Here is a 24,028-nt window from a genome sequence, read left to right on the forward strand (position 1 = left end):
CCTCCCGCTCCCACGCCCAGCGCGTGGGAGCGATCAGCCCCGCCGATTCAGCAGGTTGACCACCACCCGGTCGACCCAGCCCCAGATCCGCTGTTTGACCCGCCGCCACAACGGCCGGCTGCGCCATGCCTCGAGGCTGACGCTCTGGCTTTGCGCAAAGTCGGCGGTAAAACTCGCCGCCACCGCCGCCGTCAATTGCGGGTCCAGGGCCTCCAGGTTGGCCTCTAGGTTGAAGCGCAGGTTCCAGTGGTCGAAGTTGCATGAACCGATGCTCACCCAATCATCCACCAACACCATTTTCAGGTGCAGGAAACACGGCTGGTATTCGAAAATCTGCACTCCGGACTTGAGCAGGCGCGGGTAATAACGATGCCCGGCGTAGCGCACCGATGGATGATCGGTGCGCGGCCCCGTCAGCAGCAGGCGCACATCCACCCCGCGGGCCGCCGCCCGGCGCAGGGAACGACGCACCGACCAGGTGGGCAGGAAATACGGCGTGGCCAGCCAGATACGCCGCTGACCACTGTTCAAGGCACGAATCAGCGCATGCAGGATGTCCCGATGCTGGCGGGCGTCGGCGTAGGCCACCCGACCCAGGCCTTCGCCCGACTGCGGCGGCCGGGGCAAGCGTGGCAGGCCGAACTGCGCATCGGGCTTCCAGGCGCTGCGCTGGGAGTTGGCTTCCCATTGCCGGTCGAACAACTGCTGCCAGTCCTGCACCAGCGGGCCGTGGATCAGCACCATGACTTCGTGCCAGTCGCTGCTGTTGTGCACCGGGTTCCAGAACTCGTCGGTCACGCCGGTGCCGCCCACCACCGCCAGGGACTGGTCCACCAGCAGTAATTTGCGGTGATCGCGGTACAAGTTGCGGGCGCCTTGGCGCCAGCGCAGACGGTTGTAGAAACGCAGTTCGACCCCGGCCGTGGTCAGACGCTGGCGCAAGCTGAGGGTAAAGGCCAGGCTGCCGTAATCATCGAACAGGCAACGGACCTGCACGCCGCGCTCGGCGGCCTGGACCAGGGCCACGACCATGGCTTCGGCACAGGCGCCCGCCTCCACCAGGTACAGCTCCAGCTCCACCTGTTGCTGGGCCCGGGCAATGGCCACCAGCATCCGTGGAAAAAAGTCCGGGCCGTCGATCAGCAACTCGAAGCGATTGCCTTCACGCCAGGGAAACACCGCGCCGCGCATATCAGCGCGCCGTGAAAATCAGCACCGCACCCACCGGCACCGAAAAGCTGATGGCCGACAAACCAGCGGCCTTGCGCAGGGTTTCCAGGCCAGGAGCCAGGTTGAAGTCTTCGGCATTCAGCACCAGGGGCTCCAGGGTCACCACCTGGAAGCGCCGGTCGTCGAGGCGGGTCGCCAGCAACTCGGCGTTGTAAGTGTGCTGCTGGCCATGGAGTTCGACCGTCACCGGCAGCAGCAACTCAATCTGCGCCCCCGGGGCCAGGTCATTGATCGGCTGCAGGTTGAGCTGGGCGCTGACCAGGGCTTCCGGGAAGGTCGCCACCTCGAACAGCTCCTTGCGCATGCGCTCATCACGCAAAGGGATGCCGCTGTTGATCGAGTCCAGCTCGACCTGCAACTGGGCCTGGCCCTTGGCATCGACCTTGCCGTGCAGCACCAGGAATCGATGCACTTCGGAAACGTTAGCGTTCTTGGTGGTGATGAACGACAGGCGGGAAGATTCGTTGTCCAGGTACCAACTGGCATGGGCCGGCAGGGCCAAAAGCCCGAGCAGACTGAGAAAGAGACGAATCGACGTAGGCATGCAAGGTCCTCTGGGCAGTGGGCGCCAACCTTAACCGGCTGCCTGAACCCTGGCAAACCCGGTGATCGGCCGGGTCGCTGCCGTGTTGACGCTGGCCATACGCACTGCACCGAGCCGGCGCTGGTTAGCGCGGTTCAGGCGAGGCTCCTCTGCAGTTGCCCGATGGTGTCGGCCAAGCGCGCCAAATGACGCTGGCGCACCGGCTCCACGCCGCAGAGATCCATCGGCCAGTGCAAAGCGATGCTACCAACGACCTTACCCTCATGCTGAATCGGCAGGGCCAGCGCGCGGATCAGGAACGGCAGGCGCACCGGGTATTCCCAGTGGCCCTCGGTGCGCTGGCCAAAACCCAGGTGCTGGGATTGCTCACAGGCCTGGTGCCGGTCCTCCTGGGCCACGCGCTCACGCTGTGCCAGGCGCTCCACCTCGCTCCCATCGAGGGCACCGAGGCAGGCCTTGCCCATGGCGGAATGGAACAGGCTGGCGTGCTGGCCCACGACTCGGCAATGGCTCGGGTAACGTTTGCGCAAAACCGCTGGCACCGAGCTTTCCATGACCTCAAGGTGCTCGCCATCGAAACTCGACAAGTCGCTTACCAACCCGGTGCTCTCACTCAGTTCCAGCAACCAGGGCGTGGCCTGCTCCGCCAGGTGATGCTTGAAGCGCTGCCGGCTATCCCCGAACAGGCGCCTGGCACACAGGCGATAACGTCGATCACTGAGGCCGCGGTAGACCCAGCCCTGCTCTTGCAGGGTCATGAGCATGCGCGAAACCGTGGCCTTGGGCAGGTTTGTCAGGTAGTGCAACTCCTCCAGCCCCAACGCCTGATGCTGCCCCAGCAACTCGACAATCGCCAAGGCTCGCTCCACCGAACGCACGCTGCCGGTTTCCACCTTGCTGGCCATACTCCACACTCCCTGACCGCAGACAAAAGAACAGTTCCAGCAGCAAGATGCAGGCCCTTGGCCCCCCCCGATGGTCCACTCATGGTTACAGCTGATTGCACGGCCACCTGAAAACGCCGTACGGCGGGAATCAGCCCGCTGTAGCAGGAGGCCGACTCCACGCCAGCCTACCGCAGACCTGATCGGCAGAGCCCGGCTACAGTCGCTGCCCAAGGCCTGAAGCGACCCGGACTGGCCTTAGCCGGTGCGCCCAAGGCTGGAGTGCATCGAAAGGGAACACTTGGGCACTGGGCCTCGGCGGCCAATCGTAACCTTCGATCAGGCAGTGGGCCCGGGCGGATGCCCAGGCCCAACGCGAGCCACGGAGGACAACCCGGCGGGATCGCTCAAGACTCCCCCAGGGGCAGCGCCTCGGGCTCGTCGCTCACCACTGGGTCATGCATGCAATAGATCCCCAGCAAGCTCAGCAACGACGTGGCCAACACATAGAACGAAGGCGCCACCGGCGTGGCCATGACCCGGCTCAACCACGTGACGATCAGCGGCGCAAAACCGCCGAAGAGCATCACGGTTACGTTGTAAGCCACGGACACTCCGGTGGAACGCACGGCAATCGGGAACTGCTCCGCCAGCGCCGTCGGCCCGGGGCCGAAAAAACCGCCGATCGCCGCACACAAGAGGGACTGCATGACCAGCAAGCGCCCGATGGAAGGCGCTGCGGCGACCCAGATGTACAGCGGGTAGACCATGACAAAGAACGCCAGGGTAAACGCCATCAGCACCGGGCGCCGGCCCACACGGTCCGACAGGGCCCCGGCCAGGGGAATCACCAGGGTCATCAAGGCCACGGCGAACATTTGCACCAGCAGCACCTGATCCAGGGGCAGGCCAAGGTTGCTGTGGGCGAACGTCGGCATGTTCACCAGCACCACATAGAACGCCACGGTGCCACCGCAGCACAGGCCCATGGACACCAGGATGGCCCGGCGATGCTCGGCCAGCACCTGCAACAGGCCCGGCCCTTTGCCCCGACGCCCCTTGCGGGACTCGACAAAGGCTTGCGGCTCGTCCATGTATTTGCGGATCCACAAGCCCAGCGGGCCGATCAACAAGCCCAAGATAAACGGCAGCCGCCAACCCCAGAGTTCGAAGGCTTTCGGGGGCAGGAAATGGGTCACCAGGGCCACGATGGCGGCACCGCTGAACACCGCCAGGCACTGCCCGACCAACTGCCAGGAACCGTACAAACCTTTGCGATGCGGCGGCGCACTCTCCACCAGATAGGCCGTGGCACTGGCGTACTCACCGCCGGTGGCGAAGCCCTGGAGCATCCGCGCCACCACGATCAGCAACGGCGCACCAAGGCCGATGGCCGCGTAGTTTGGCGCGAAGACAATCAGCGCAATGGCCAGGGTCATCAACTGAATGATCACCAGCATCGCGGCCTTGCGCCCCTTGCGGTCCGAGTAGATGCCCAACAGCACACCGCCCACAGGGCGCATGAAAAAACCCACACCGAAGGTGCCCAGGGCCATCAGCAACGAGGTGTACTCATCATCGGAGGGAAAGAACTGCCGGGCGATCACGCTGGCGAGAAAACCGTAAACGATAAAGTCGTACCACTCCAGGGCGTTGCCGATCACGGCCGCGACCACCTGGCGGTTGCGGGAAACAGAGGGTGTCGTGGAACTCATAGGGCTGACCTTCAATCACGCGTGAGCCAAAGGGCAGGCTCGGGAAGGGATCGGGCATGCTCATGCGCCCGGTTCGGTGGCAGCAACAAGCCGGGTGTCAGGCCGGCTTGAGCCAGCGTTCGGCCAAGGCAGCCCAATAGGCGGCACCGGTCAGCAGGATGTCGTCGTTGAAGTCATATCCGGGGTTGTGAACCATGGGCTGGGCCAGCCCGTTGCCAATGAGCAGGTAGCTGCCAGGGCAGCGTTGCAGCATCCAACCGAAGTCCTCGCTGCCCATGAGCGTCGGCGTATTGCCGTTGACTGCTGCCGCCCCCACCAGCGCCACCCCCACCTGGCGGGCAAACTCGGTCTCTGCCGGGCTGTTGACCAGCACCGGGTAGGCTGGACGATGCACAATCCGGGCGCTGCAGCCGTAACTCTCGGCCTGGGTCTGGACGATCGCCTTGACCCGCTCCAGCATCTGCTCGCGTACCGCGCTGTCCAGCGCACGCAGGCTCAGGCGCAGCAACGCCTGCTGCGGGATCACGTTGGCGGCTTCACCGGCCTGCAAGGCTCCGACGCTGACCACCGCCGCCTGCTGGGCGTCGATATTGCGCGCCACCACCGTTTGCAGGGCCATGACCACGGCTGACGCGGCCACCACCGGATCAATACTCAGGTGCGGCATCGAACCATGGCCGCCAACCCCCTCGATCACCACCTCAAGCAGGTCCTGGGAAGCCATCATCGGCCCCTCGCGCAAGCCCAGGTGCCCGGCCGGCAAACCCGGCATGTTGTGCATGGCGAACAGCGCCTCACAGGGGAAGCGCTCCAGCAAACCGTCGGCCAGCATGGCCTCGGCGCCGCCCTGCCCCTCTTCCGCCGGTTGGAAAATCAGGTTCAGGGTGCCCTCGAACAGCCGGGTCGCGGCCAGGTAACGTGCGGCCCCAAGCAGCATGGTGGTGTGGCCGTCGTGGCCACAGGCGTGCATGCAACCCTGGTAGCGGCTGCTGTAGGGCACGCCGCTGTTCTCGACGATGGGCAAAGCGTCCATGTCGGCGCGCAAACCGAGGGTCCGCGCGCTGTTGCCACTGCGCAGCACGCCCACCACGCCGGTCTTGCCAACCCCGGTGTGGACGTCATAGCCCCACTCTTCAAGGGCGCGGGCCACCAGGGCCGAGGTGCGTTGCTCCTCGAAACCGAGTTCTGGGTGGGCGTGAATGTCTTGGCGCGTGGCACGCAGGTCGCCGACGACGTCCTCGAGCCAGGCAACAATATGCGGGTATTCGGTCATGGCCAATCTCCTCGGGGGCGGGTGTATTCCCGTTCTTTTTCGGAGCATTGCAGGGCGCCGCAAGGCGTAGTGAACGCTCTGCGCCAGCTAACCGCGAGGTCGATCAGAGAACAATCAAATGTGGTTCCGCTGGGTGGAACCACTGGCCGAAGCCGCCCGATACCGGGGTGAGAACTCAGGGTTGCAAACGGCAGCCTTGGCGTTCGTCCAGCCAGATCGCACGGTGGCTGCGGCCCAAGCCACTGGCGCTGACTTGGCGCCGCTCGGGGTCATCGTCCAGGCGACTGATGGGCAGGTACTGCTGCACATACGCCCGACAACTGTCTGCTGGGTTGTGCATCACGTAGCGACAGGAGCAGTACTCCTTGGCGGTGTAGGCACTGAGAATATCGGGAAAGGCTTGTAAGGCTTTTCGCTCCTGCCAGCCCCAGCCCAGCAGCAGCGCCAGCAACAGCAGAAGCCCCAGGCTGAAAGGACGACGCCAAGATCGCTGCCCTGTCCGCGCCATCATGGCTGCACCCGGGCCGTAACGGCGGCCAGCACCCGCTTAAGCAGTTGGTTGTGCTGATAGCCACCCTCGCGGTCATCGGCGTAGCGCACGATCACCAGCCCCGCGCTGGGCACGATATAGAGGGCCTGCCCCCAATGGCCCAACGCAGCGTAGGTATCGGCCGGAGCATCGGGCCAGGGCCGAGGGGCCCCGGCCAATGAGCGATTGAGCCACCAATGGCCGCCGGGCACGGCCTCATCCTGGCCGTCCTGGTAGCCGGGGAACGGCTCACGGTTGAAGGCCACCCAGTCCTTGGGCAGTAACTGCCGCTCGTGCCAACGGCCGTCACGCAGCATGAGCAAGCCCACCCGTGCCAAATCCTGGGCACGTAAGTACGCGTAGGAAGACGCGACGAAAGTGCCGCTGGCGTCCCGCTCCCAGACCGCGTGCTGTATGCCCAAGGGTTCGAAAAGTGCAGTCCAGGGGTAGTCCGCGTACGCCTGGGCGCCGAGCATATGCTTCAAGGCGGCGGACAACAGGTTGCTATCGCCACTGGAATAGCGAAACGCCTGACCGGGTTTGGCGAATGCCCCTCGCTCAGCGGTAAAGGCCGCCATGTCCTGCGAGCCACAGGTGTAGAGCATCGCCACCACAGAAGAATGCAAGGGCGCGTACTCGTAGTCTTCTTGCCAATCCAGGCCCGAGGCCCAATGCAGCAGGTCGGCCAGGCTCAGGTCAGGGTGCTGCGCAAGGGGTGGATAGTAGCGGACGGCCTTGTCCTGCAGGGCAAAACGCCCTTCGCCATAGGCCACCCCCAGCAAGGTCGCCATCAGGCTTTTGCTGATGGACCAGGTCAGGTGCGGGGTCTGGGCGGTGGTCGGCGCGGCGTAGCGCTCATAGATCAGCCGGCCGTCCTGGATCACCAGCAAGGCGTCGCTGCGAATGCCTGCGCGGGTCACGTCATCCCGGGGCGGGAAGGCGTAATCCTCCAGGGCAGTCAGTGCCGGGCCGCTGAGCGCCGGCCCCTGAGGCCATTGCACACCCGGCCACTCTTGCGCCTGGCTGACACAGGGCAGCCATAGAAGCAGCATCAACAATAGGGTCGAGCCTTTGGCCATGGTGGGCACTCGGGAAGCGGCAACCGTCAAGACTAGCCTGGCCAGATGACAGTTTTGCAGCAGCGCAAGGGGCGCTGGCGCCAGGCGGGACTAGCCAGCGCCTTGAACAAGTGCTCGTTAACGGGCAAGGGCCTTGGCCAGACGCTGGGCACGGGCCGGTGCAGCGAACGCCAGGATCGCCTGGTCTCGCCGCCATAACCCGGCCCATTCTTCGGGCCCTGCAGCGAACGCGGCGGTCAGCTGCGGCGCAAGCCCATCGAACTGGGCGAACAAACCTCCCAGCAGCACATGCCCGCTGCCCGCCGACGGGTTCTGCCGGCTGACTTCGGCGCAGCCCGCCAGCAAGGCCAGCAATTGCAGTTGCAGGGCTTGCGGCCAGTCACAGTCTTGGCCAACCCCGTACAGCCAGGCACTCATGGCGCTGAGTACATAAATGTCTTCCAGGGTGCGAAAAGGCTTCACGTAAGCGTCCCAGCCATCACCGGCCAGCAACTCGCAGAAGGCGTTGTCCAACAGCAGGCGGCCGTGACTGATCTCCGGCATCAGCGGCAAGGCCGGGAGTTTTTCCACGCTGACGCCTGGGTCGCCGGCGTACACCACGGCGAGGTTCAGGCGCGGGGCCTCTTCCGGGCCTTCACTGCGGGCCGCCACCAGCAGCCAGTCGGCCGCATCGCCGGCGGTGACGAAATCCTTGCGCCCGGTCAGTCGCAAATCTTGCAGACGGGTTTGCATGTCCGCCGGCCGCAAGCTGCGCTGCTCAGTGGCGCACAGGGCCCCCAGGCCCGGCGGCGCACTGGGCCAGAGCATGCGCAAGGCGGCCTGGTAACCCACCAGGAACGCCAGCCCCGGGGTGGCCATCAAGCGCCCGCCGCGCACCGCCAACTCGAAGGGAGTGACCGGCCCCACATGCTGCAACAACGTGGCAAAGGCTTCAGCCAGATCGGCTTGGACGGGCAGGCGTTCACGGCAGTTGAGCAGGGCTGGCCAAGGCATGGGGGCTTCCTCTGGGGCTGTCATACAAGCATCACCAAAGCTTCATGGCGATGACACCGGGGCTACATAGCCTGACTTTGCACAACAAAGTCGATCGGCTGCAACCCAAGGCGGGTCAGTGGCCCGCACGGAGATTCACAATGACTCAGATCGCCCGCATCAGCGACACCGGCCATGAACGCCGCTTGCAAGCCGAACGCCTGATTGGCGCCCAGGCCCTTGAGGAAGCTCAAGCCTTGCGCTTCAACGTGTTCAGCGGCGAGTTCAACGCCAAGCTGAAAGGCGCGGAACTGGGCCTGGACATGGATGACTACGATGTTCACTGCAGCCACATCGGCGTGCGGGATTTGAACAGCGGTCGGCTGGTCGCCACCACCCGTTTGCTCGACCACCAGGCCGCCAGCAGCCTGGGACGCTTCTACAGCGAAGAAGAATTCAGCCTCCACGGCCTGCTCCAGCTCAAGGGCCCAATCCTCGAAATCGGTCGCACCTGCGTCGACCCGGCGTACCGCAACGGCGGCACCATCGCCGTGCTCTGGGGCGAATTGGCCGAAGTGCTCAACCAGGGTGGCTACAGCTACCTGATGGGCTGCGCGAGCATCCCGATGCAGGACGGCGGTGTGCAGGCCCAGGCGATCATGCAGCGCCTGCGCGAACGCTATCTGTGCACCGAATACCTGCGGGCCGAACCGAAAAAGCCGCTGCCGAACCTGGATGTGCCGTCCAACGTGATCGCCGAAATGCCGCCCCTGCTCAAGGCCTATATGCGCCTGGGCGCGAAGATCTGCGGTGAACCCTGCTGGGACGAGGACTTCCAGGTGGCCGACGTGTTTATCCTGCTCAAGCGCGACGAGTTGTGCCCGCGTTACGCCCGCCACTTCAAGGCGGCCGTGTGATGAGCCGCCTGCGGGTCTACGGGCGCATCGCCCGAGTGCTGTTGGTGGTAGCCCTGGGCTTGTGCATGGCCGGTGTGTTCGGCCTGTTCGAGCGCCTGGGCATCGCCCACTCAATGGTGCGTCGCCAGCGCTGGTCACGCTTTTTCATGGCCCGCCTGAGCAATGCCCTGCCCTTTCGCGTCACGGTCCATGGGCAGTTGCCCGAACAGCCGATGCTGTGGGTCAGCAACCATGTGTCGTGGACGGACATTCCCCTGCTGGGCATGCTGGCGCCGCTGTCGTTCCTGTCCAAGGCCGAAGTGCGCACCTGGCCCGTGGCGGGCTGGCTGGCGGCCAAGGCCGGCAGCCTGTTTATCCGTCGCGGTTCGGGCGATAGCCAACTGATCCGCAAACAGATGACCCGGCACTTGCAGCAGGAACATCCCTTGCTGATGTTTCCCGAAGGCACCACCACCGACGGACGTGCCCTGCGCACCTTCCACGGGCGCCTGTTGGCCAGCGCCATCGATGCCGACGTGGCGCTGCAACCGGTGGCGATTCGTTACCTGCGAGACGGGCAGATCGATGCCTTGGCACCCTTTATCGGCGACGATGACCTGCTGTCACACCTGATGCGCCTGTTCGCCAACGATCAAGGCCAGGTGCACATCCACTTGCTCAAGCCGATCGCCTGCCAGGGCCAGGAGCGCGCAGCACTGGCATTCCAGGCACAACAGGCGGTGCAGAAAGCCTTGTTTGGCGATGTGGCACAACCGGCCGAACCGCGTCGCGCCGGCGAACTGATCGCCGCCTGAACGTATAGGAACCGGCTTGCCGGCGAAGAGCGCCCTGAGGCAAACAACGCCCATCAGGCCGCCTTCGCTGGCAAGCCAACGCCTACAACGGGGTGGAATGTTGCGCAGCGAACGCCTGCAGTTGCGGGTAGAAGGCCCGAAAATCTTCGCTCAACGGCTGGTACAAACGCTCCAGCTCCCCCATGGCCGCCGCCAGTTCCTCCGGCCGCGACAAGCGCCGGGCGATGCCCTGCAACACCTGCTCCAGCACCTCGAAATCCCGATAGGAACCCAGCCAGTCATGGGCCGCCATATGGGGCGCGATCTGCGCCAGGCGCCCCGGTAACTGGGGCTCCGCCGCCAACACCCGATACACATCGCGGGTAAAGAGTTCCAGCGGCCGGTCGGCGTATTGCGCCCAGTCCCGCGCCAGGCAGTGATCGAAAAACACGTCCAGGACAATGCCGGCGTAACGTCGCCGGGTCAGGGAAAACCGCGACAATGCCGCCCCCACCAAAGGGTGGCTGTCGGTGTAGATGTCGATGCTGCGGTGCAGGCGGATGCCGGCTTCGACGTCCGGGACGAACTGGCCTTGCAGCCGCCCTTTGACAAAGTCGCCGTACAGACTGCCGAGTAATTGGCCGGGGCGCTGGCCGCCGAGGTGCAGATGTGCGAGATAATTCATCCGCGCAGCTTAGCACCGCGCCCAACATATCGTTATAACTCGATATACCGATAAAGCATGATTTAAGACCAAAATCATATTGGTATATCGCGAAGTACCGATTTAAAGTTCGTCTTATCGCGATATAACGTTTTACGGATACCGAGCCCTGCCATGTCCATTGACCTCGACGAAATAATAAAAGCCCTGGCGCACCCAGTACGGCGAGAGATTCTCCACTGGCTGAAAGACCCGACAGTCGAATTCCCCGATCAGTCCCATAGCAACGAGCACGGCGTGTGTGCCGGGCAGATCGATCAGCGCTGCGGCCTGTCGCAGTCAACCGTGTCGGCCCATCTGTCCACCTTGCAACGTGCCGGGCTGATCAGCAGCCGCAAAGTCGGCCAATGGCACTTTTTCAAACGCAATGAGGAAAACATCCAGCAATTCCTCAAGCAAATGAGCCAAGAGCTCTGACCTGACAAGGATCCATCAATGCCCCTCTCGCTCATCATCCTGGCCTTGAGTGCCTTCGCCATCGGCACCACCGAGTTCGTCATCATGGGCCTGTTGCCCGATGTGGCGAAGGACCTCGGTGTGTCGATCCCCAGTGCCGGCTGGCTGGTGACCGGGTACGCCCTGGGCGTGGCCATCGGCGCGCCCTTCATGGCCCTGGCCACGGCCAAGCTACCGCGCAAGGCCGCCCTGGTGGCGTTGATGGGGATTTTTATCGTCGGCAACCTGCTGTGCGCCCTGGCCAGTGACTACAACGTGCTGATGTTTGCCCGGGTGGTCACGGCCCTGTGCCACGGCGCCTTCTTTGGTATCGGTTCGGTGGTCGCCGCCGGCTTGGTGCCTGCCAACAAACGCGCCTCGGCGGTGGCTTTGATGTTCACCGGCTTGACCCTGGCCAACGTTCTCGGCGTGCCGCTGGGCACCGCCCTGGGCCAGGATGCCGGCTGGCGTTCGACCTTCTGGGCGGTGACCGTGATCGGCGTGATTGCACTGATCGGCCTGATCCGCTTTCTGCCGGCCAAGCGCGATGAAGAAAAACTCGACATGCGTTCGGAACTCGCTGCCCTCAAGGGCGCTGGCATCTGGCTGTCCCTGAGCATGACCGCGTTGTTCGCCGCCTCGATGTTCACCCTCTTCACTTATGTCGCCCCGCTGCTGGGGGATGTCACCGGTGTGTCGCCCGACGGCGTGACCTGGACCCTGCTGCTGATCGGCCTGGGCCTGACCCTGGGCAACATCATCGGCGGCAAGCTGGCGGACAAACGCCTGGGCGCCACCCTGATCGGGGTCTTCGTCGCCATGGCGGTGGTGTCCACGGTACTGAGCTGGACCAGCGTCGCGCTGATTCCTACCGAGATCACCCTGTTCCTCTGGGCCACAGCGTCCTTTGCCGCCGTGCCGGCCCTGCAGGTCAACGTGGTGAGCTTCGGCAAGGCCGCGCCGAACCTGGTGTCGACCCTGAACATTGGCGCCTTCAACATCGGCAACGCCCTGGGCGCCTGGGTGGGCGGCAGCGTCATCGCCCACGGTTTCGGCCTGACCAGCGTGCCACTGGCGGCGGCCCTGCTGGCGGTGCTCGCGCTGCTGGTGACGCTGATTACCTTTCGCCAGGGCGGCAACCCCGACCTGGCGCCTGCGACTCATTGATACGTTCATTTCATTTAAAGAAGGGTGTACTTCATGACGACGATTTTTGACCCGATCACACTGGGCGACCTGGAGCTGTCCAACCGCATCATCATGGCCCCACTGACCCGCTGCCGCGCCGACGCAGGCCGTGTGCCCAACTCGCTGATGGCCGAGTACTACGTGCAACGTGCCTCCGCGGGCCTGATTCTCAGCGAAGCCACGTCGGTCACCCCGATGGGCGTTGGCTACCCGGATACCCCTGGCATCTGGTCCAACGACCAGGTCCGTGGCTGGAGCAACGTGACCAAGGCCATCCACGGCGCCGGCGGCAAGATCTTCCTGCAACTGTGGCACGTGGGGCGTATCTCGCACCCGTCCTACCTGAATGGTGAAACCCCGGTCGCACCGAGTGCCCTGCAGCCTAAAGGCCACGTCAGCCTGGTGCGCCCTCTGTCCGACTACCCGACCCCGCGCGCCCTGGAAACCGCTGAAATCGCCGACATCATCGACGCCTACCGCGTGGGTGCGGAAAACGCCAAGGCCGCCGGTTTCGACGGCGTGGAAATCCACGGTGCCAACGGCTACCTGCTGGACCAGTTCCTGCAAAGCAGCACCAACCAGCGCACCGATAATTACGGCGGCTCCCTGGAAAACCGTGCCCGCCTGCTGCTGGAAGTCACCGACGCCGCCATTGAAATCTGGGGCGCTGGCCGCGTGGGCGTGCACCTGTCACCCCGCGCCGACTCCCATGACATGGGCGACGAGAACCTCGCAGAAACCTTCATCTACGTGGCACGTGAACTGGGCAAGCGCGGCATCGCCTTTATCTGCTCCCGCGAAAAAGAAGGGGCCGACAGCCTCGGCCCGCAACTCAAAGAGGCCTTTGGCGGCCCTTACATCGCCAACGAACGCTTCACCAAAGACAGCGCCAACGCCTGGCTGGCCAGTGGCAAGGCCGATGCAGTGGCCTTCGGCGTCCCCTTCATCGCCAACCCGGACCTGCCAGCACGCTTGAAGGCCGACGCCCCATTGAACGAGCCGCACCCGGAAACCTTCTACGGCCAGGGCCCGGTCGGCTACATCGACTACCCGACGTTGTAAGGTTCAGCGCGGCATGAAAAAGCCCCCGGCTCTGACGAGTCGGGGCTTTGTTGTTTGTGGGCGCTGGTAAAGGGTAGCGAGCGACTCAAGCCTAGCGTTGTACCCAGGCCACCGCCAAACCACTGAGGCAAATCACCGTGATACCGATCACCCCATAGGTGTCGGGGGTGTGATCGAAAATCAGGTAGCCATAGAGACCGGCAAACAGAATCTGCCCGTAGCTGAACGGCGCCAGCATCGCCGGAGCAGCATGGCGAAACGCCTGGGTCAGCAACATATGGCCGAGCATGCCACAGGCCCCCAAGCCGATCATGAACAGGCCGTGCAGCAGGCTCGGAGTGCTCCAGAAAAACGGCAGCAGCGCACTCATGATCAGGCTGTTGAGAATCCCGGTGAGGAAGTTGCTGGTGGTCGGGCTATCGATGCCGCTGAGTTTGCGCGTGAGCAATTGATAGAAGCCGAAACACAGGGCTGAGCACAGCGGCAGCAGAATCGCCGGCGTGAACAATGCGCCGCCGGGACGCACCACAATCAGTACCCCGACAAAACCCGCCAACACCGCCAGCCACTGGCTACGCGTGACCCGCTCGCCCAGTAGCGGCACTGACAAGGCCGTGACCAGCAGTGGCGCCAGGAAGTTGACCGCCGTGGCTTCCGCCAACGGGATGTAGCGCAAGCCCGTGGTAAAGAACAGGCTGGTCCCGATCAGGCACAACGCCCGCAGCAACTGCAGGCCGGGGCGTTTGGTGCGCACCACTGCTGAAAAACCGCTGCGCGGAACGAACACCACCAGCATCAACAAGGTGTGCACCACGTAGCGGGCCCAGACCACCATGACGATGGGGTAGAAGCCGGACAGGTACTTGGACAGGGTGTCGTGGCTGGCGAACAGCAGCACCGCCAGACAGATCAGGGCGATGCCTTTGATGGGCTGCTCGGAGCCCTTGAAGACGGAGGCACTCACACTCATTCACACGCTCGACACAAATCCCCTACAAAATACATAGCTCGCTATCTATCAAGATAGAGCCCGCACGTATATAAAAGCACGCAATTGAAACAACGCGAGCACGGGGAGTGATCTTCCAGCGGGGTGGGCGTTGACACACCTGGACTCAATTTCACAGGTTGTCTTAATGACGCAGGCTAGGGCTCACGCGCAGCATATCCAGGCCGATGTCGATCCAGCGTTCGGCCTCGGCGTGCAGCGCGAAACTTTCCGGCGCCAACAGCCACTGATACAGCATGCCGTCGATAAAGGCATGCAGGGTGATAGCCGCACGGGCCGTGTCCAGGTTTTCGGGCAATTGCCCCCGGTTCACTGCATTGCGCAACGCCAGTTCGATGTGCACGTTGCAATCCAGGCTGGCCGAGCGCCGCTGACGACGCAAGTCGCACATTTCATCGGTGAACTCGCACTTATGAAACAAAATCTCATTGATGCGTCGGGTCTTCGGGTCCAGGGCAACTTGATGAAACAAATGAATCAGCAGGTTGCGCATGCAGCCCAACGGGTCCATCTCATCTACATTTTCACTGGCCTTGGCCATCTCATCCAACGGCTCGCGCAAGCTATCGAGCATGGCTTGCACCAGGTCGGCCTTGTTACTGAAGTGCCAGTAAATAGCGCCCCGAGTCACCCCCGCCAATGTCGCAATATCGGCCAGGGTGGTACGCGCAACACCGCGCTCGTAAAAGGCTTTTTCAGCCGCCTCGAGTATCTGGTTACGGGTTTCTTGAGCTTCCTCTTTGGTACGGCGGACCATGGCAGTCAAACCTCGATCAGGATCCTCAAGCGATGCATGAAGACCTTCTGAATAAATATGGAACGGCCTCTCTGGTGCCGTTTACCCAGCCTACAATTCAACCTTTGAAACGGCCTCTGTAACCGTGTGGACACGCAGCCGAAAGGTATTTACAAACAACCATGAACGTAAGTATATTCCTTAGCAAGCTACTTATCCACTCAGCACTCTTTTTTTACCCTTCCACTTTTCTTGTGCGCATCTCGCGTGCCTGACCCGAGGATCTTCATGCAACTCAAGCCAGCTGTTACCGCTCTGGTTACTGCCGTCGCCCTGGCATCGCTGCTCAGCGGATGTAAAAAGGAAGAGGCGGCTCCGGCCCCTCAGACCCCTCAGGTCGGCGTAGTCACCCTACAACCTCAAGCCTTCACCCTGACGTCGGAGCTGCCGGGTCGTACCACTGCGTACCGCATTGCCGAAGTTCGTCCTCAGGTCAACGGCATCATTCTCAAGCGCCTTTTCAAGGAAGGCGGCGACGTCAAGGAAGGGCAACAGCTTTACCAAATTGATCCGTCGGTCTATGAGGCAACCCTGAAAAGTGCCCAAGCCAACCTGCAATCCACCAAGTCGATCTCCGACCGCTACAAGCAGTTGGTGGATGAGCAAGCCGTGAGTCGCCAGGAATACGACACCGCAATGGCTAACCGCCTGCAGTCGGAAGCCAGCTTGCAGACGGCCCAGATCAACGTGCGCTACACCAAGGTCTTCGCCCCGATTTCCGGGCGCATCGGCCGCTCCTCGGTGACCGAAGGTGCACTGGTCAGCAACGGCCAGACCGACGCCATGGCCGTGATCCAGCAACTGGACCCCATCTACGTCGACGTCACGCAATCCTCCGCCGAGATGCTGAAGCTGCGTCGCGACCTGGAAAGCGGCCAGTTGCAGAAAGCCGGTGCTAACTCCGCCAAGGTCAAGCTGACCCTGGAGGACGGCAGCGAATACGGCCAGGACGGCAAGCTGGAATTCTCCGAAGTGTCCGTGGACGAAACCACCGGTTCCGTGACCCTGCGCGCTGTGTTCCCCAACCCAGACCACACCCTGCTGCCGGGCATGTTTGTCCACGCGCAGCTGCAGGCAGGTGTGAACGCCAAGGCCATCCTCGCGCCGCAGCAAGGTGTGACCCGTGACCTCAAGGGCATTCCAACCGCGATGGTGGTCAACCAGGACAACAAGGTTGAACAGCGCGTATTGGTCGCCAACCGCACCGCCGGCGCCTATTGGCTGGTGGAAAAAGGCTTGAACGCCGGTGACCGCGTGATCACCGAAGGCTTGCAATTCATCAAGCCGGGCATCGAAGTCCAGGTCAAGGATGCCACCAACGCCCAGGCCGCTGGCACCACCGCTCCTGCTGCTGCCGCTGGCAAAGGGGAGTAATTCATGTCGAAATTCTTTATCGACCGTCCCATTTTCGCCTGGGTAATTGCCCTGGTGATCATGCTGGTCGGGGCACTATCGATCCTCAAGCTCCCCATCAACCAGTACCCGGCCATTGCACCAACGGCCATTGATATCCAGGTCACCTACCCAGGCGCTTCCGCACAAACCGTGCAGGACACCGTGGTTCAGGTCATCGAGCAACAGCTCAACGGTATCGACAACCTGCGTTACGTCGCCTCGGACAGTAACTCCGACGGCAGCATGACCATCACCGCGACGTTCAACCAGGGTACCAACCCGGACATCGCCCAGGTTCAGGTGCAGAACAAGCTGAACCTGGCGACCCCACTGCTGCCGCAAGAAGTGCAGCAGCAGGGTATCCGCGTGACCAAGTCGGTGAAGAACTTCCTGATGGTGATCGGGCTGGTGTCGGAAGACGGCAGCATGAACAAGGACGACCTGTCCAACTACATCGTTTCCAACATCCAGGACCCGATCTCGCGGACCTCGGGCGTGGGTGACTTCCAGGTCTTCGGTTCCCAGTACGCCATGCGTATCTGGCTGGACCCGGCCAAGTTGAACAACTTCCAGATGACTCCGGTGGATGTCAGCACCGCCATCCAGGCGCAGAACGTGCAAGTGGCCACCGGCCAGTTGGGCGGCTTGCCTGCCCTGCCCGGCACCCAGCTGAACGCCACCATCATCGGCAAGACGCGCCTGCAAACCGCCGAGCAGTTCGAAAAGATCCTGCTGCGGGTCAACACCGACGGTTCCCAGGTTCGCCTGGGCGACGTGGCTCGTGTTGAGCTGGGCGGCCAGAACTACAGCATCAGTGCACAATTCAACGGCAAGCCGGCTTCCGGCATGGCAATCAAGCTGGCCTCGGGCGCCAACGCCCTGGACACCGCCAAGGCCATTCGCGCCACAGTCGCGTCCCTGGAGCCGTTCTTCCCGCCGGGCATGAAAGCCGTGGTCCCGTATGACACCACCCCCGTGGTGACCGAATCGATCTCCGGTGTGGTTCACACCCTGATCGAGGCGATCGTCCTGGTGTTCCTGGTGATGTACCTGTTCCTGCAGAACTTCCGCGCCACCATCATCACCACGATGACCGTGCCGGTTGTACTCCTGGGGACCTTCGGCATCCTCGCGGCCTTCGGTTTCACCATCAACACCCTGACCATGTTCGGCATGATCCTGGCCATCGGTCTATTGGTGGACGATGCGATCGTGGTGGTGGAAAACGTCGAGCGGGTCATGGCCGAGGAGCATCTGTCGCCCAAGGAGGCGACGGTCAAATCCATGGGCCAGATCCAGGGTGCATTGGTGGGTATTGCCCTGGTGCTGTCCGCGGTACTGCTGCCCATGGCGTTCTTCGGCGGCTCCACGGGCGTGATCTACAAACAGTTCTCCATCACCATTGTCTCGGCGATGGCGCTGTCGGTACTGGTTGCCCTGATCTTCACCCCGGCCTTGTGCGCCACCATGCTCAAGCCGATCGACCCGGAAAAGCACGGCCAACCCAAACGCGGTTTCTTTGGCTGGTTCAACCGTAACTTCGACCGTGGCGTTCTGAGCTACGAGCGCGGCGTCGGCAACATGATCAAGCACAAGTTTCCGTCGCTGCTGGTCTACGTGATCATCTTCGCCGGCATGATTTGGCTGTTCACCCGGATTCCGGCGGCATTCCTGCCCGAGGAAGACCAGGGCGTGATCTTTGCCCAGGTGCAGACGCCGGTCGGCTCTTCGGCGGAACGCACGCAGAAAGTCATCGACGACATGCGCATCTTCTTGTTGAACGACAAGGAAGGCGAGCCAGGCGAAGGCAAGGCTGTGAAGTCGGTGTTCACCGTGAACGGCTTCAACTTCGCGGGTCGTGGCCAAAGCTCCGGCTTGGCGTTCGTGATGCTCAAGCCCTGGGACGAGCGGGATGCGTCGCAGTCGGTGTTCGAAGTGGCGAAGCGTGCCCAGGGCTACTTCTCCCAGACCTTCAAGGACGCCATGGTATTTGCCATCGTGCCGCCGTCGGTCCTGGAGTTGGGTAACGCCACCGGTTTCGACGTGTTCCTGCAAGACCAGGGCGGCGTCGGCCACGACAAGTTGATGGAGGCCCGTAACCAGTTCCTCGGCATGGCCTCGCAAAGCAAGATCCTCGCAGGCGTGCGCCCCAACGGCGTCAACGATGAGCCGCAGTACGAGCTCACCATCGACGACGAGAAGGCCAGCGCGCAGGGCATCAGCCTGTCGAGCATCAACCAGACCCTGGCGATTGCCCTGGGCGGTAGCTACGTCAACGACTTCATCGACCGTGGTCGGGTGAAGAAGGTCTATCTCCAGGGTGAGGCCGCAGGCCGGATGTCCCCTGAAGACCTGAATAAATGGTTCGTGCGCAGCGACTCCGGGAAAATGGTGCCACTGTCGGCCATCGCCTCGGGCCACTGGATCTTCGGTTCGCCGAAACTCTCGCGCTATAACGGTGTAGCGGCGATGGAAATCCTCGGTACGCCAGCACCTGGCTACAGTACCGGTGACGCCATGGCGGAAGTCGAGCAGATCGCCAAGAAACTGCCAGCGGGCGTCGGTTACGCCTGGACCGGCCTGTCTTATGAAGAACGTCTGTCCGGCTCCCAGGCGCCTGCGTTGTACGCCCTGTCGTTGCTGGTGGTCTTCCTCTGCCTGGCAGCGCTGTACGAAAGCTGGTCGATCCCGATCGCGGTAGTGCTGGTGGTGCCACTGGGGGTTCTCGGTGCACTGATGGCAACCAGCCTGCGCGGGCTGTCCAACGATGTGTTCTTCCAGGTGGGTTTGCTGGTGACGGTGGGGCTGGCGGCGAAGAACGCGATCCTCATCGTCGAGTTCGCCAAGGAACTGCATGAACAGGGCAAGGGCATCATCGAATCGGCCGTCGAAGCGTCCCGGATGCGTCTGCGACCGATCATCATGACGTCCATGGCCTTTATCCTCGGCGTACTGCCGCTGGCAATCTCCAGCGGTGCCGGTTCGGGCAGCCAGCACGCCATTGGTACCGGGGTAATTGGCGGTATGATTACCGCCACCGTTCTGGCGATCTTCTGGGTACCGCTGTTCTTCGTGATCGTGACCGCGATGGGCCGCCGCAAGAACGTCACCACTGAAACTCCTAAAGAGGCTGGCCAATGAGCAAGTCGCTACTCTCCCTGGCAATCACGGCGGCAGTGCTGAGTGGTTGCTCGCTGATCCCTGACTATCAGCAGCCGCAAGCGCCGGTAGCGGCGCAGTACCCGCAAGGCCCGGCCTACTCGCCAGCGGAGGCCGCCAACCAGGCGGCCGCCGAACAGGGCTGGCGCCAGTTCTTCCATGACCCGGCCCTGCAGCAATTGATTCAGACCGCCTTGGAGAACAACCGCGACCTCAAGGTCGCGGCCTTGAACATCGACGCGTATGCCGCCCAGTACCAGATCCAGCGAGCGGACCTGTTCCCTGCGGTATCGGCGACCGGCAGCGGCAGCCGCCAGCGCACGCCGGCACGGGTTTCCCAGACCGGCGAAGCGGCGATCAGCAGCCAGTACTCGGCAACCCTGGGCATCAGCGCCTACGAACTGGACCTGTTCGGTCGCGTTCGCAGCCTGAGCGAGCAAGCCCTGCAGACCTACTTCTCCAGCGAAGAGGCTCGGCGCAGCACCCAGATCAGCCTGGTGGCCAGCGTGGCCAACGCCTACCTGACCTGGCAGGCCGACAAGGAACTGCTGAAGCTGACCCAGGACACCCTGAACGCCTACGAAGAGAGCTTCAAGCTCACCTCGCGCAGCAATGAAGTCGGCGTGGCCTCGGCCCTGGACCTGAGCCAGGCGCGCACGTCGGTGGAAAATGCCCGGGTGCAACTGGCGCGTTACACCCGCCAAGTGGCCCAGGACGAAAACAGCCTGACCCTGCTGCTGGGCACGGCGGTTCCGGGCAACCTGCCAGGGGCACAACCACTGTCGGCCGACCTGCTGAGCGAGTTGCCGGCCGGCCTGCCGTCGGAGTTGCTGCAACGACGCCCGGATATTCTCCAGGCCGAGCACAGCCTCAAGGCGGCCAACGCCAACATCGGCGCGGCACGGGCGGCGTTCTTCCCGAGCATCAGCCTGACCGCCAACGCCGGCAGCCTGAGTCCGGACCTGTCCGGCCTGTTCAAGGGGGGGTCGGGGACCTGGCTGTTCCAGCCGCAGATCAACCTGCCGATCTTCAACGCCGGCAGCCTGCGCGCCAGCCTGGATTACTCGAAAATCCAGAAAGAAATCACCGTCGCGCAATACGAAAAGTCCATCCAGACCGCCTTCCAGGAAGTCTCCGATGGGCTGGCGGCACGCCAGACCTACAACCAGCAGTTGCAGGCCCAGCGTGATTTCGTCAACGCCAACCAGGATTACTACCGCCTGGCCGAGCGTCGCTACCGGATCGGGGTCGACAGCAACCTGACCTTCCTCGATGCCCAGCGTTCGTTGTTCAGCGCCCAACAGGCCTTGATCACCGACCGCCTATCCCAGCTGACCAGCGAGGTCAACCTGTACAAGGCCCTCGGCGGCGGCTGGAACGAGCAGACGGCGAAAAACGAGCCGGTGGCGGAACAAGCGCCGAAGCTGCGACTGTTCTGATCGATTGGCGGCCACCCGAAAAACCCACCTTGCGGTGGGTTTTTTTATGCGGGGAGCATCGCCTACAGTAGTGTTCGATTATCGCCCAAAACCCGCTTCCCCCCGATTGAAACGCCTCTTCGCGCAAACCACCATTCCCCGCACTGACAAAAACCAATAACAACAGGTTCTTCACCATGACCCAGCGCCCTGCCCGCTCCGGCTGATCGTCAGCGTTGCCCCCCTACTTCCGAACCCTTGCGACAAGCGTTTTTGCCGCAGTGCAGTGCTGCACCCCTAACAATTAGAGAGCGACAACATGAAGCCAATCACCGCCCCTCAACACCTCTTCTTGCCAAGCCTCGTGGCCGTGGCCCTGGCCAGCGCTGCCGTACCGGTCATGGCTGAGGAATCCGGATTTCTGGAAGACGCCAAGGCCAACCTGAACCTGCGCAACTTCTACATCAACCGCAACTTCACCAACCCGGACAACGCCCAGGGCAAGGCTGAAGAGTGGACGCAAAGCTTTATCCTCGACGCCAAGTCCGGTTTCACCCAGGGCACCATCGGCTTCGGCATGGACGTACTGGGCACCTACTCGGTGAAACTTGATGGCGGCAAAGGCACCCGCGGCACCCAACTGCTGCCGACCGACAATGACGGCCGCCCGGCCGACAACTTCGGCCGCCTGGGCGTGGCCTTCAAGGCCAAGCTGTCGCAGACCGAACTGAAGGTCGGGGAATGGATGCCGGTGCTGCCGATCCTGCGCTCCGATGACGGCCGCTCGTTGCCGCAAACCTTCCGCGGTGGCCAGATCACCTCCAAGGAAATCGACGGCCTGACCCTGTACGGCGGCCAATTCCGCGACAACAGCCCGCGCAACGACAGCAGCATGACCGAGATGTCGATGAACGGCCGAGCCGGCATCACCTCCGATCGCTTCAACTTCCAGGGCGGCGAATACACCTTCAACGACAAGCGCACCCTGATCGGCGTGTGGAATGCCGAGCTGAAAGACATCTACAGCCAGCAATACGTCAACCTGGTGCACAGCCAACCGTTGGGCGACTGGACCCTGGGCGCCAACCTCGGCTACTTCTACGGCAAGGAAGACGGCAGCGCCCTGGCCGGCAACCTGGACAACCGCACCTGGTCTGGCCTGTTCTCCGCCAAGTACGGCAGCAACACCTTCTATGTCGGCCTGCAGAAACTCACCGGCGACAGCGCCTGGATGCGCGTCAACGGCACCAGCGGCGGCACCCTGGCGAACGACAGCTACAACGCCAGCTATGACTACGCCCAGGAAAAATCCTGGCAGGTGCGCCACGACTACAACTTCGCCGGCCTCGGCGTTCCGGGCCTGACCCTGATGAACCGCTACATCAGCGGCAGCAACGTGCACACTGGGGGGGTTACCGACGGCAAGGAGTGGGGCCGCGAGTCGGAACTGGCTTACACCATCCAGAGCGGCACCCTGAAGAACCTCAGCCTCAAATGGCGCAACTCGACCATGCGCCGCGACTTCAGCACCAACGAGTTCGACGAAAACCGGGTGATCGTCAGCTACCCTCTGAGCCTGTTGTAACGTTGCGCCGGAGCGTCCTGCGGGGCGCTTCCGGCCCATACCCGAACAGCAGAAACGCCAAAGGCCAGCCCGTTACCGGGCTGGCCTTTGTGTTTTAACGCGCCAGGGCAATCAGCCCTCGCGAGACTCCACGCCCAGCTCGTCCCACACCGATTCTGCCAGGTGGAAGGTGGCATTGGCCGCCGGAATGCCGCAGTAAATCGCGCTCTGCATGATCACTTCCTTGATCTCGCCACGGCTGACGCCGTTGTTGGCGGCCGCCCGCAAGTGCAGCTTGAGCTCTTCATTGCGGTTCATGCCGATCAGCATGGAAATGGTGATCAGGCTGCGGGTGTGCCGCGGCAAACCCGGACGGGTCCAGATATCGCCCCAAGCGTGGCGGGTTATCATTTCCTGAAACTCCGAGTTGAACTCGGTCAGGGTGCTCAGGCTGCGGTCGACGTGGGCATCGCCCAGCACCGCGCGACGCACTTGCATGCCGTCGTCGTAACGTTGTTTCTCGTCCACAAGGGGCTCCTTAAATGGGGCACTCAAGCCCGCAGAAATTCCACAACCCGGTCGCTGAACGCGGCACCGGCTTGAACGTTGGACAGGTGGGCAGCATAGAACTCGGCGTACTCGGCACCGGCGACCCGCTCTTGGATGAAATGCCCGCCCGACGGCGGCGTCACCGCATCTTCGGTGCCGGAAATCACCAAGGTCGGCACCTTGATCGCCGACACCTGCTCACGGTAGTCGGCATCGCGCACCGCAGCGCAGTTGGCCGCATAACCTTGTGGCGAAGTGGCCGCCAGCATGTCGGTGATGCGCTTGGCCTGGTTCGGGTGGGCTTCGGCGAAGTCCGGGGTGAACCAGCGCGCGATCGAGGCATCACGCAGGGCCACCATGGCCGCCTGGCCGTCACGCAGCACGGTTTCGATCCGTGGGTTCCAGATGGCCGGCTCGCCGATCTTCGCCGCGGTGTTGCACACCACCAGCTTGTGCAGGCGCTCGCCAGCGTTGATGCCCAGCCACTGGCCGATCAGGCCACCCATGGACAGGCCGCAGAAATGCGCACGCTGGATATTCAAGGCGTCCAGCAGGGCCAGCACGTCGTGCCCCAGCTGTTCGATGTTGTAAGGGCCCTCGGTGACCAGGGACTTGCCATGGCCACGTGTGTCGAAACGCAGGACCCGGAAATGCTCGGTGAACGCCGGGATCTGCGCGTCCCACATGTGCAGGTCGGTGCCCAGGGAGTTGGACAGCACCAGCACCGGGGCCTCATCAGGACCCTCGCTCTGCCGCTCGTTGATCAAGTAGTGCAGTTCGCCATCGGCGAGTTGTACGAATCCCACAGCAGTC

Annotated in this window: 22 protein-coding genes; 9 read left to right on the forward strand and 13 right to left on the reverse strand. The window is 62.9% G+C overall.

The window, feature by feature from the left end:
• Positions 1-33: 33 nt before the first annotated feature.
• From M1B35_RS27305 to M1B35_RS27340, 8 genes are all read right to left on the reverse strand, one after another.
• The gene (locus tag M1B35_RS27305; RefSeq protein WP_268263618.1) at positions 34-1,191 is read right to left on the reverse strand and encodes a phospholipase D-like domain-containing protein; all 1,158 of its coding nucleotides are present in this window, start codon (positions 1,189-1,191) and stop codon (positions 34-36) included.
• A gap of 1 nt (position 1,192) precedes the next feature.
• Positions 1,193-1,774 (reverse strand): YceI family protein, encoded by a 582-nt coding sequence (locus M1B35_RS27310; protein ID WP_123336406.1) that lies wholly within the window; start codon positions 1,772-1,774, stop codon positions 1,193-1,195.
• Positions 1,775-1,908: 134 nt separating this feature from the next.
• Positions 1,909-2,679, reverse strand: a complete 771-nt coding sequence (locus tag M1B35_RS27315) for an IclR family transcriptional regulator (protein ID WP_268263619.1) — start codon at positions 2,677-2,679, stop codon at positions 1,909-1,911.
• A gap of 386 nt (positions 2,680-3,065) precedes the next feature.
• Positions 3,066-4,373, reverse strand: coding sequence for an MFS transporter (locus M1B35_RS27320; RefSeq protein WP_268263620.1), 1,308 nt, complete (start codon positions 4,371-4,373; stop codon positions 3,066-3,068).
• Between the two features lie 97 nt (positions 4,374-4,470).
• On the reverse strand, positions 4,471-5,646 hold the full coding sequence (locus M1B35_RS27325; protein ID WP_268263621.1) for a M20 aminoacylase family protein: 1,176 nt from the start codon (positions 5,644-5,646) through the stop codon (positions 4,471-4,473).
• A gap of 175 nt (positions 5,647-5,821) precedes the next feature.
• A complete protein-coding gene (locus M1B35_RS27330; RefSeq protein WP_259740454.1) occupies positions 5,822-6,157 on the reverse strand; it encodes an amidase in 336 nt (111 codons plus the stop codon).
• Positions 6,154-7,254 (reverse strand): serine hydrolase domain-containing protein, encoded by a 1,101-nt coding sequence (locus M1B35_RS27335; protein WP_268263622.1) that lies wholly within the window; start codon positions 7,252-7,254, stop codon positions 6,154-6,156. The genes M1B35_RS27330 and M1B35_RS27335 overlap by 4 nt, the downstream gene beginning before the upstream one ends.
• A gap of 117 nt (positions 7,255-7,371) precedes the next feature.
• On the reverse strand, positions 7,372-8,247 hold the full coding sequence (locus tag M1B35_RS27340; protein WP_268263623.1) for an acyl-CoA dehydrogenase middle domain-containing protein: 876 nt from the start codon (positions 8,245-8,247) through the stop codon (positions 7,372-7,374).
• Between the two features lie 140 nt (positions 8,248-8,387).
• Between M1B35_RS27340 and olsB the strand changes: the two genes are divergently transcribed.
• Together olsB and M1B35_RS27350 are read left to right on the forward strand one after the other, a co-directional pair.
• Positions 8,388-9,143 carry an L-ornithine N(alpha)-acyltransferase gene (gene olsB / locus M1B35_RS27345; protein WP_123336417.1) on the forward strand — a complete coding sequence of 252 codons (756 nt, stop codon included), beginning with the start codon at positions 8,388-8,390 and terminating at the stop codon, positions 9,141-9,143.
• Positions 9,143-9,937, forward strand: a complete 795-nt coding sequence (locus M1B35_RS27350; protein ID WP_123336419.1) for a lysophospholipid acyltransferase family protein — start codon at positions 9,143-9,145, stop codon at positions 9,935-9,937. The genes olsB and M1B35_RS27350 overlap by 1 nt, the downstream gene beginning before the upstream one ends.
• 82 nt (positions 9,938-10,019) lie before the next feature.
• Here M1B35_RS27350 and M1B35_RS27355 read toward each other — a convergent pair whose 3' ends face one another.
• Positions 10,020-10,601 (reverse strand): acyl carrier protein phosphodiesterase, encoded by a 582-nt coding sequence (locus tag M1B35_RS27355; RefSeq protein ID WP_123336421.1) that lies wholly within the window; start codon positions 10,599-10,601, stop codon positions 10,020-10,022.
• Positions 10,602-10,754: 153 nt separating this feature from the next.
• Here M1B35_RS27355 and M1B35_RS27360 point away from each other — a divergent pair, with 153 nt between their 5' ends.
• The 3 genes from M1B35_RS27360 to M1B35_RS27370 are packed head-to-tail and all read left to right on the forward strand — an operon-like array spanning position 10,755 to position 13,325.
• Positions 10,755-11,057, forward strand: coding sequence for an ArsR/SmtB family transcription factor (locus tag M1B35_RS27360; RefSeq protein WP_123336423.1), 303 nt, complete (start codon positions 10,755-10,757; stop codon positions 11,055-11,057).
• Positions 11,058-11,075: 18 nt separating this feature from the next.
• On the forward strand, positions 11,076-12,242 hold the full coding sequence (locus M1B35_RS27365; protein ID WP_123336425.1) for an MFS transporter: 1,167 nt from the start codon (positions 11,076-11,078) through the stop codon (positions 12,240-12,242).
• Positions 12,243-12,275: 33 nt separating this feature from the next.
• Positions 12,276-13,325, forward strand: coding sequence for an alkene reductase (locus M1B35_RS27370; RefSeq protein ID WP_123336427.1), 1,050 nt, complete (start codon positions 12,276-12,278; stop codon positions 13,323-13,325).
• Between the two features lie 91 nt (positions 13,326-13,416).
• Here M1B35_RS27370 and M1B35_RS27375 read toward each other — a convergent pair whose 3' ends face one another.
• Positions 13,417-14,295 (reverse strand): DMT family transporter, encoded by an 879-nt coding sequence (locus M1B35_RS27375; RefSeq protein WP_268263624.1) that lies wholly within the window; start codon positions 14,293-14,295, stop codon positions 13,417-13,419.
• A 163-nt stretch (positions 14,296-14,458) separates the two neighbouring features.
• Positions 14,459-15,091 (reverse strand): efflux system transcriptional repressor EmhR, encoded by a 633-nt coding sequence (gene emhR / locus M1B35_RS27380; protein WP_123336431.1) that lies wholly within the window; start codon positions 15,089-15,091, stop codon positions 14,459-14,461.
• A 267-nt stretch (positions 15,092-15,358) separates the two neighbouring features.
• On the opposite strand from emhR, the gene M1B35_RS27385 reads away from it, so the two are divergent.
• The 4 genes from M1B35_RS27385 (at position 15,359) to M1B35_RS27400 (ending at position 22,687) form a co-directional block, all read left to right on the forward strand.
• A complete protein-coding gene (locus M1B35_RS27385; RefSeq protein WP_268263625.1) occupies positions 15,359-16,504 on the forward strand; it encodes an efflux RND transporter periplasmic adaptor subunit in 1,146 nt (381 codons plus the stop codon).
• 3 nt (positions 16,505-16,507) lie between these two features.
• Positions 16,508-19,666, forward strand: a complete 3,159-nt coding sequence (locus M1B35_RS27390) for an efflux RND transporter permease subunit (protein ID WP_123336435.1) — start codon at positions 16,508-16,510, stop codon at positions 19,664-19,666.
• On the forward strand, positions 19,663-21,123 hold the full coding sequence (adeC, locus tag M1B35_RS27395) for an AdeC/AdeK/OprM family multidrug efflux complex outer membrane factor (RefSeq protein WP_123336437.1): 1,461 nt from the start codon (positions 19,663-19,665) through the stop codon (positions 21,121-21,123). Before M1B35_RS27390 ends, adeC begins: the two co-directional genes overlap by 4 nt.
• A 298-nt stretch (positions 21,124-21,421) precedes the next feature.
• A complete protein-coding gene (locus M1B35_RS27400; protein WP_123336439.1) occupies positions 21,422-22,687 on the forward strand; it encodes an OprD family porin in 1,266 nt (421 codons plus the stop codon).
• 111 nt (positions 22,688-22,798) lie between these two features.
• Here M1B35_RS27400 and pcaC read toward each other — a convergent pair whose 3' ends face one another.
• Together pcaC and pcaD are read right to left on the reverse strand one after the other, a co-directional pair.
• Complete coding sequence (gene pcaC / locus M1B35_RS27405; protein ID WP_123336441.1) at positions 22,799-23,194, reverse strand: 4-carboxymuconolactone decarboxylase; 396 nt, start codon at positions 23,192-23,194, stop codon at positions 22,799-22,801.
• Positions 23,195-23,217: 23 nt separating this feature from the next.
• Entirely contained in the window at positions 23,218-24,021 is an 804-nt protein-coding gene (gene pcaD, locus M1B35_RS27410; protein WP_123336443.1) for a 3-oxoadipate enol-lactonase, read from the reverse strand.
• Between the last annotated feature and the right edge of the window lie 7 nt (positions 24,022-24,028).

The sequence above is a fragment of the Pseudomonas morbosilactucae genome (assembly GCF_023241665.1).
In the GTDB taxonomy this organism is placed as follows: Bacteria; Pseudomonadota; Gammaproteobacteria; order Pseudomonadales; family Pseudomonadaceae; genus Aquipseudomonas; species Aquipseudomonas morbosilactucae.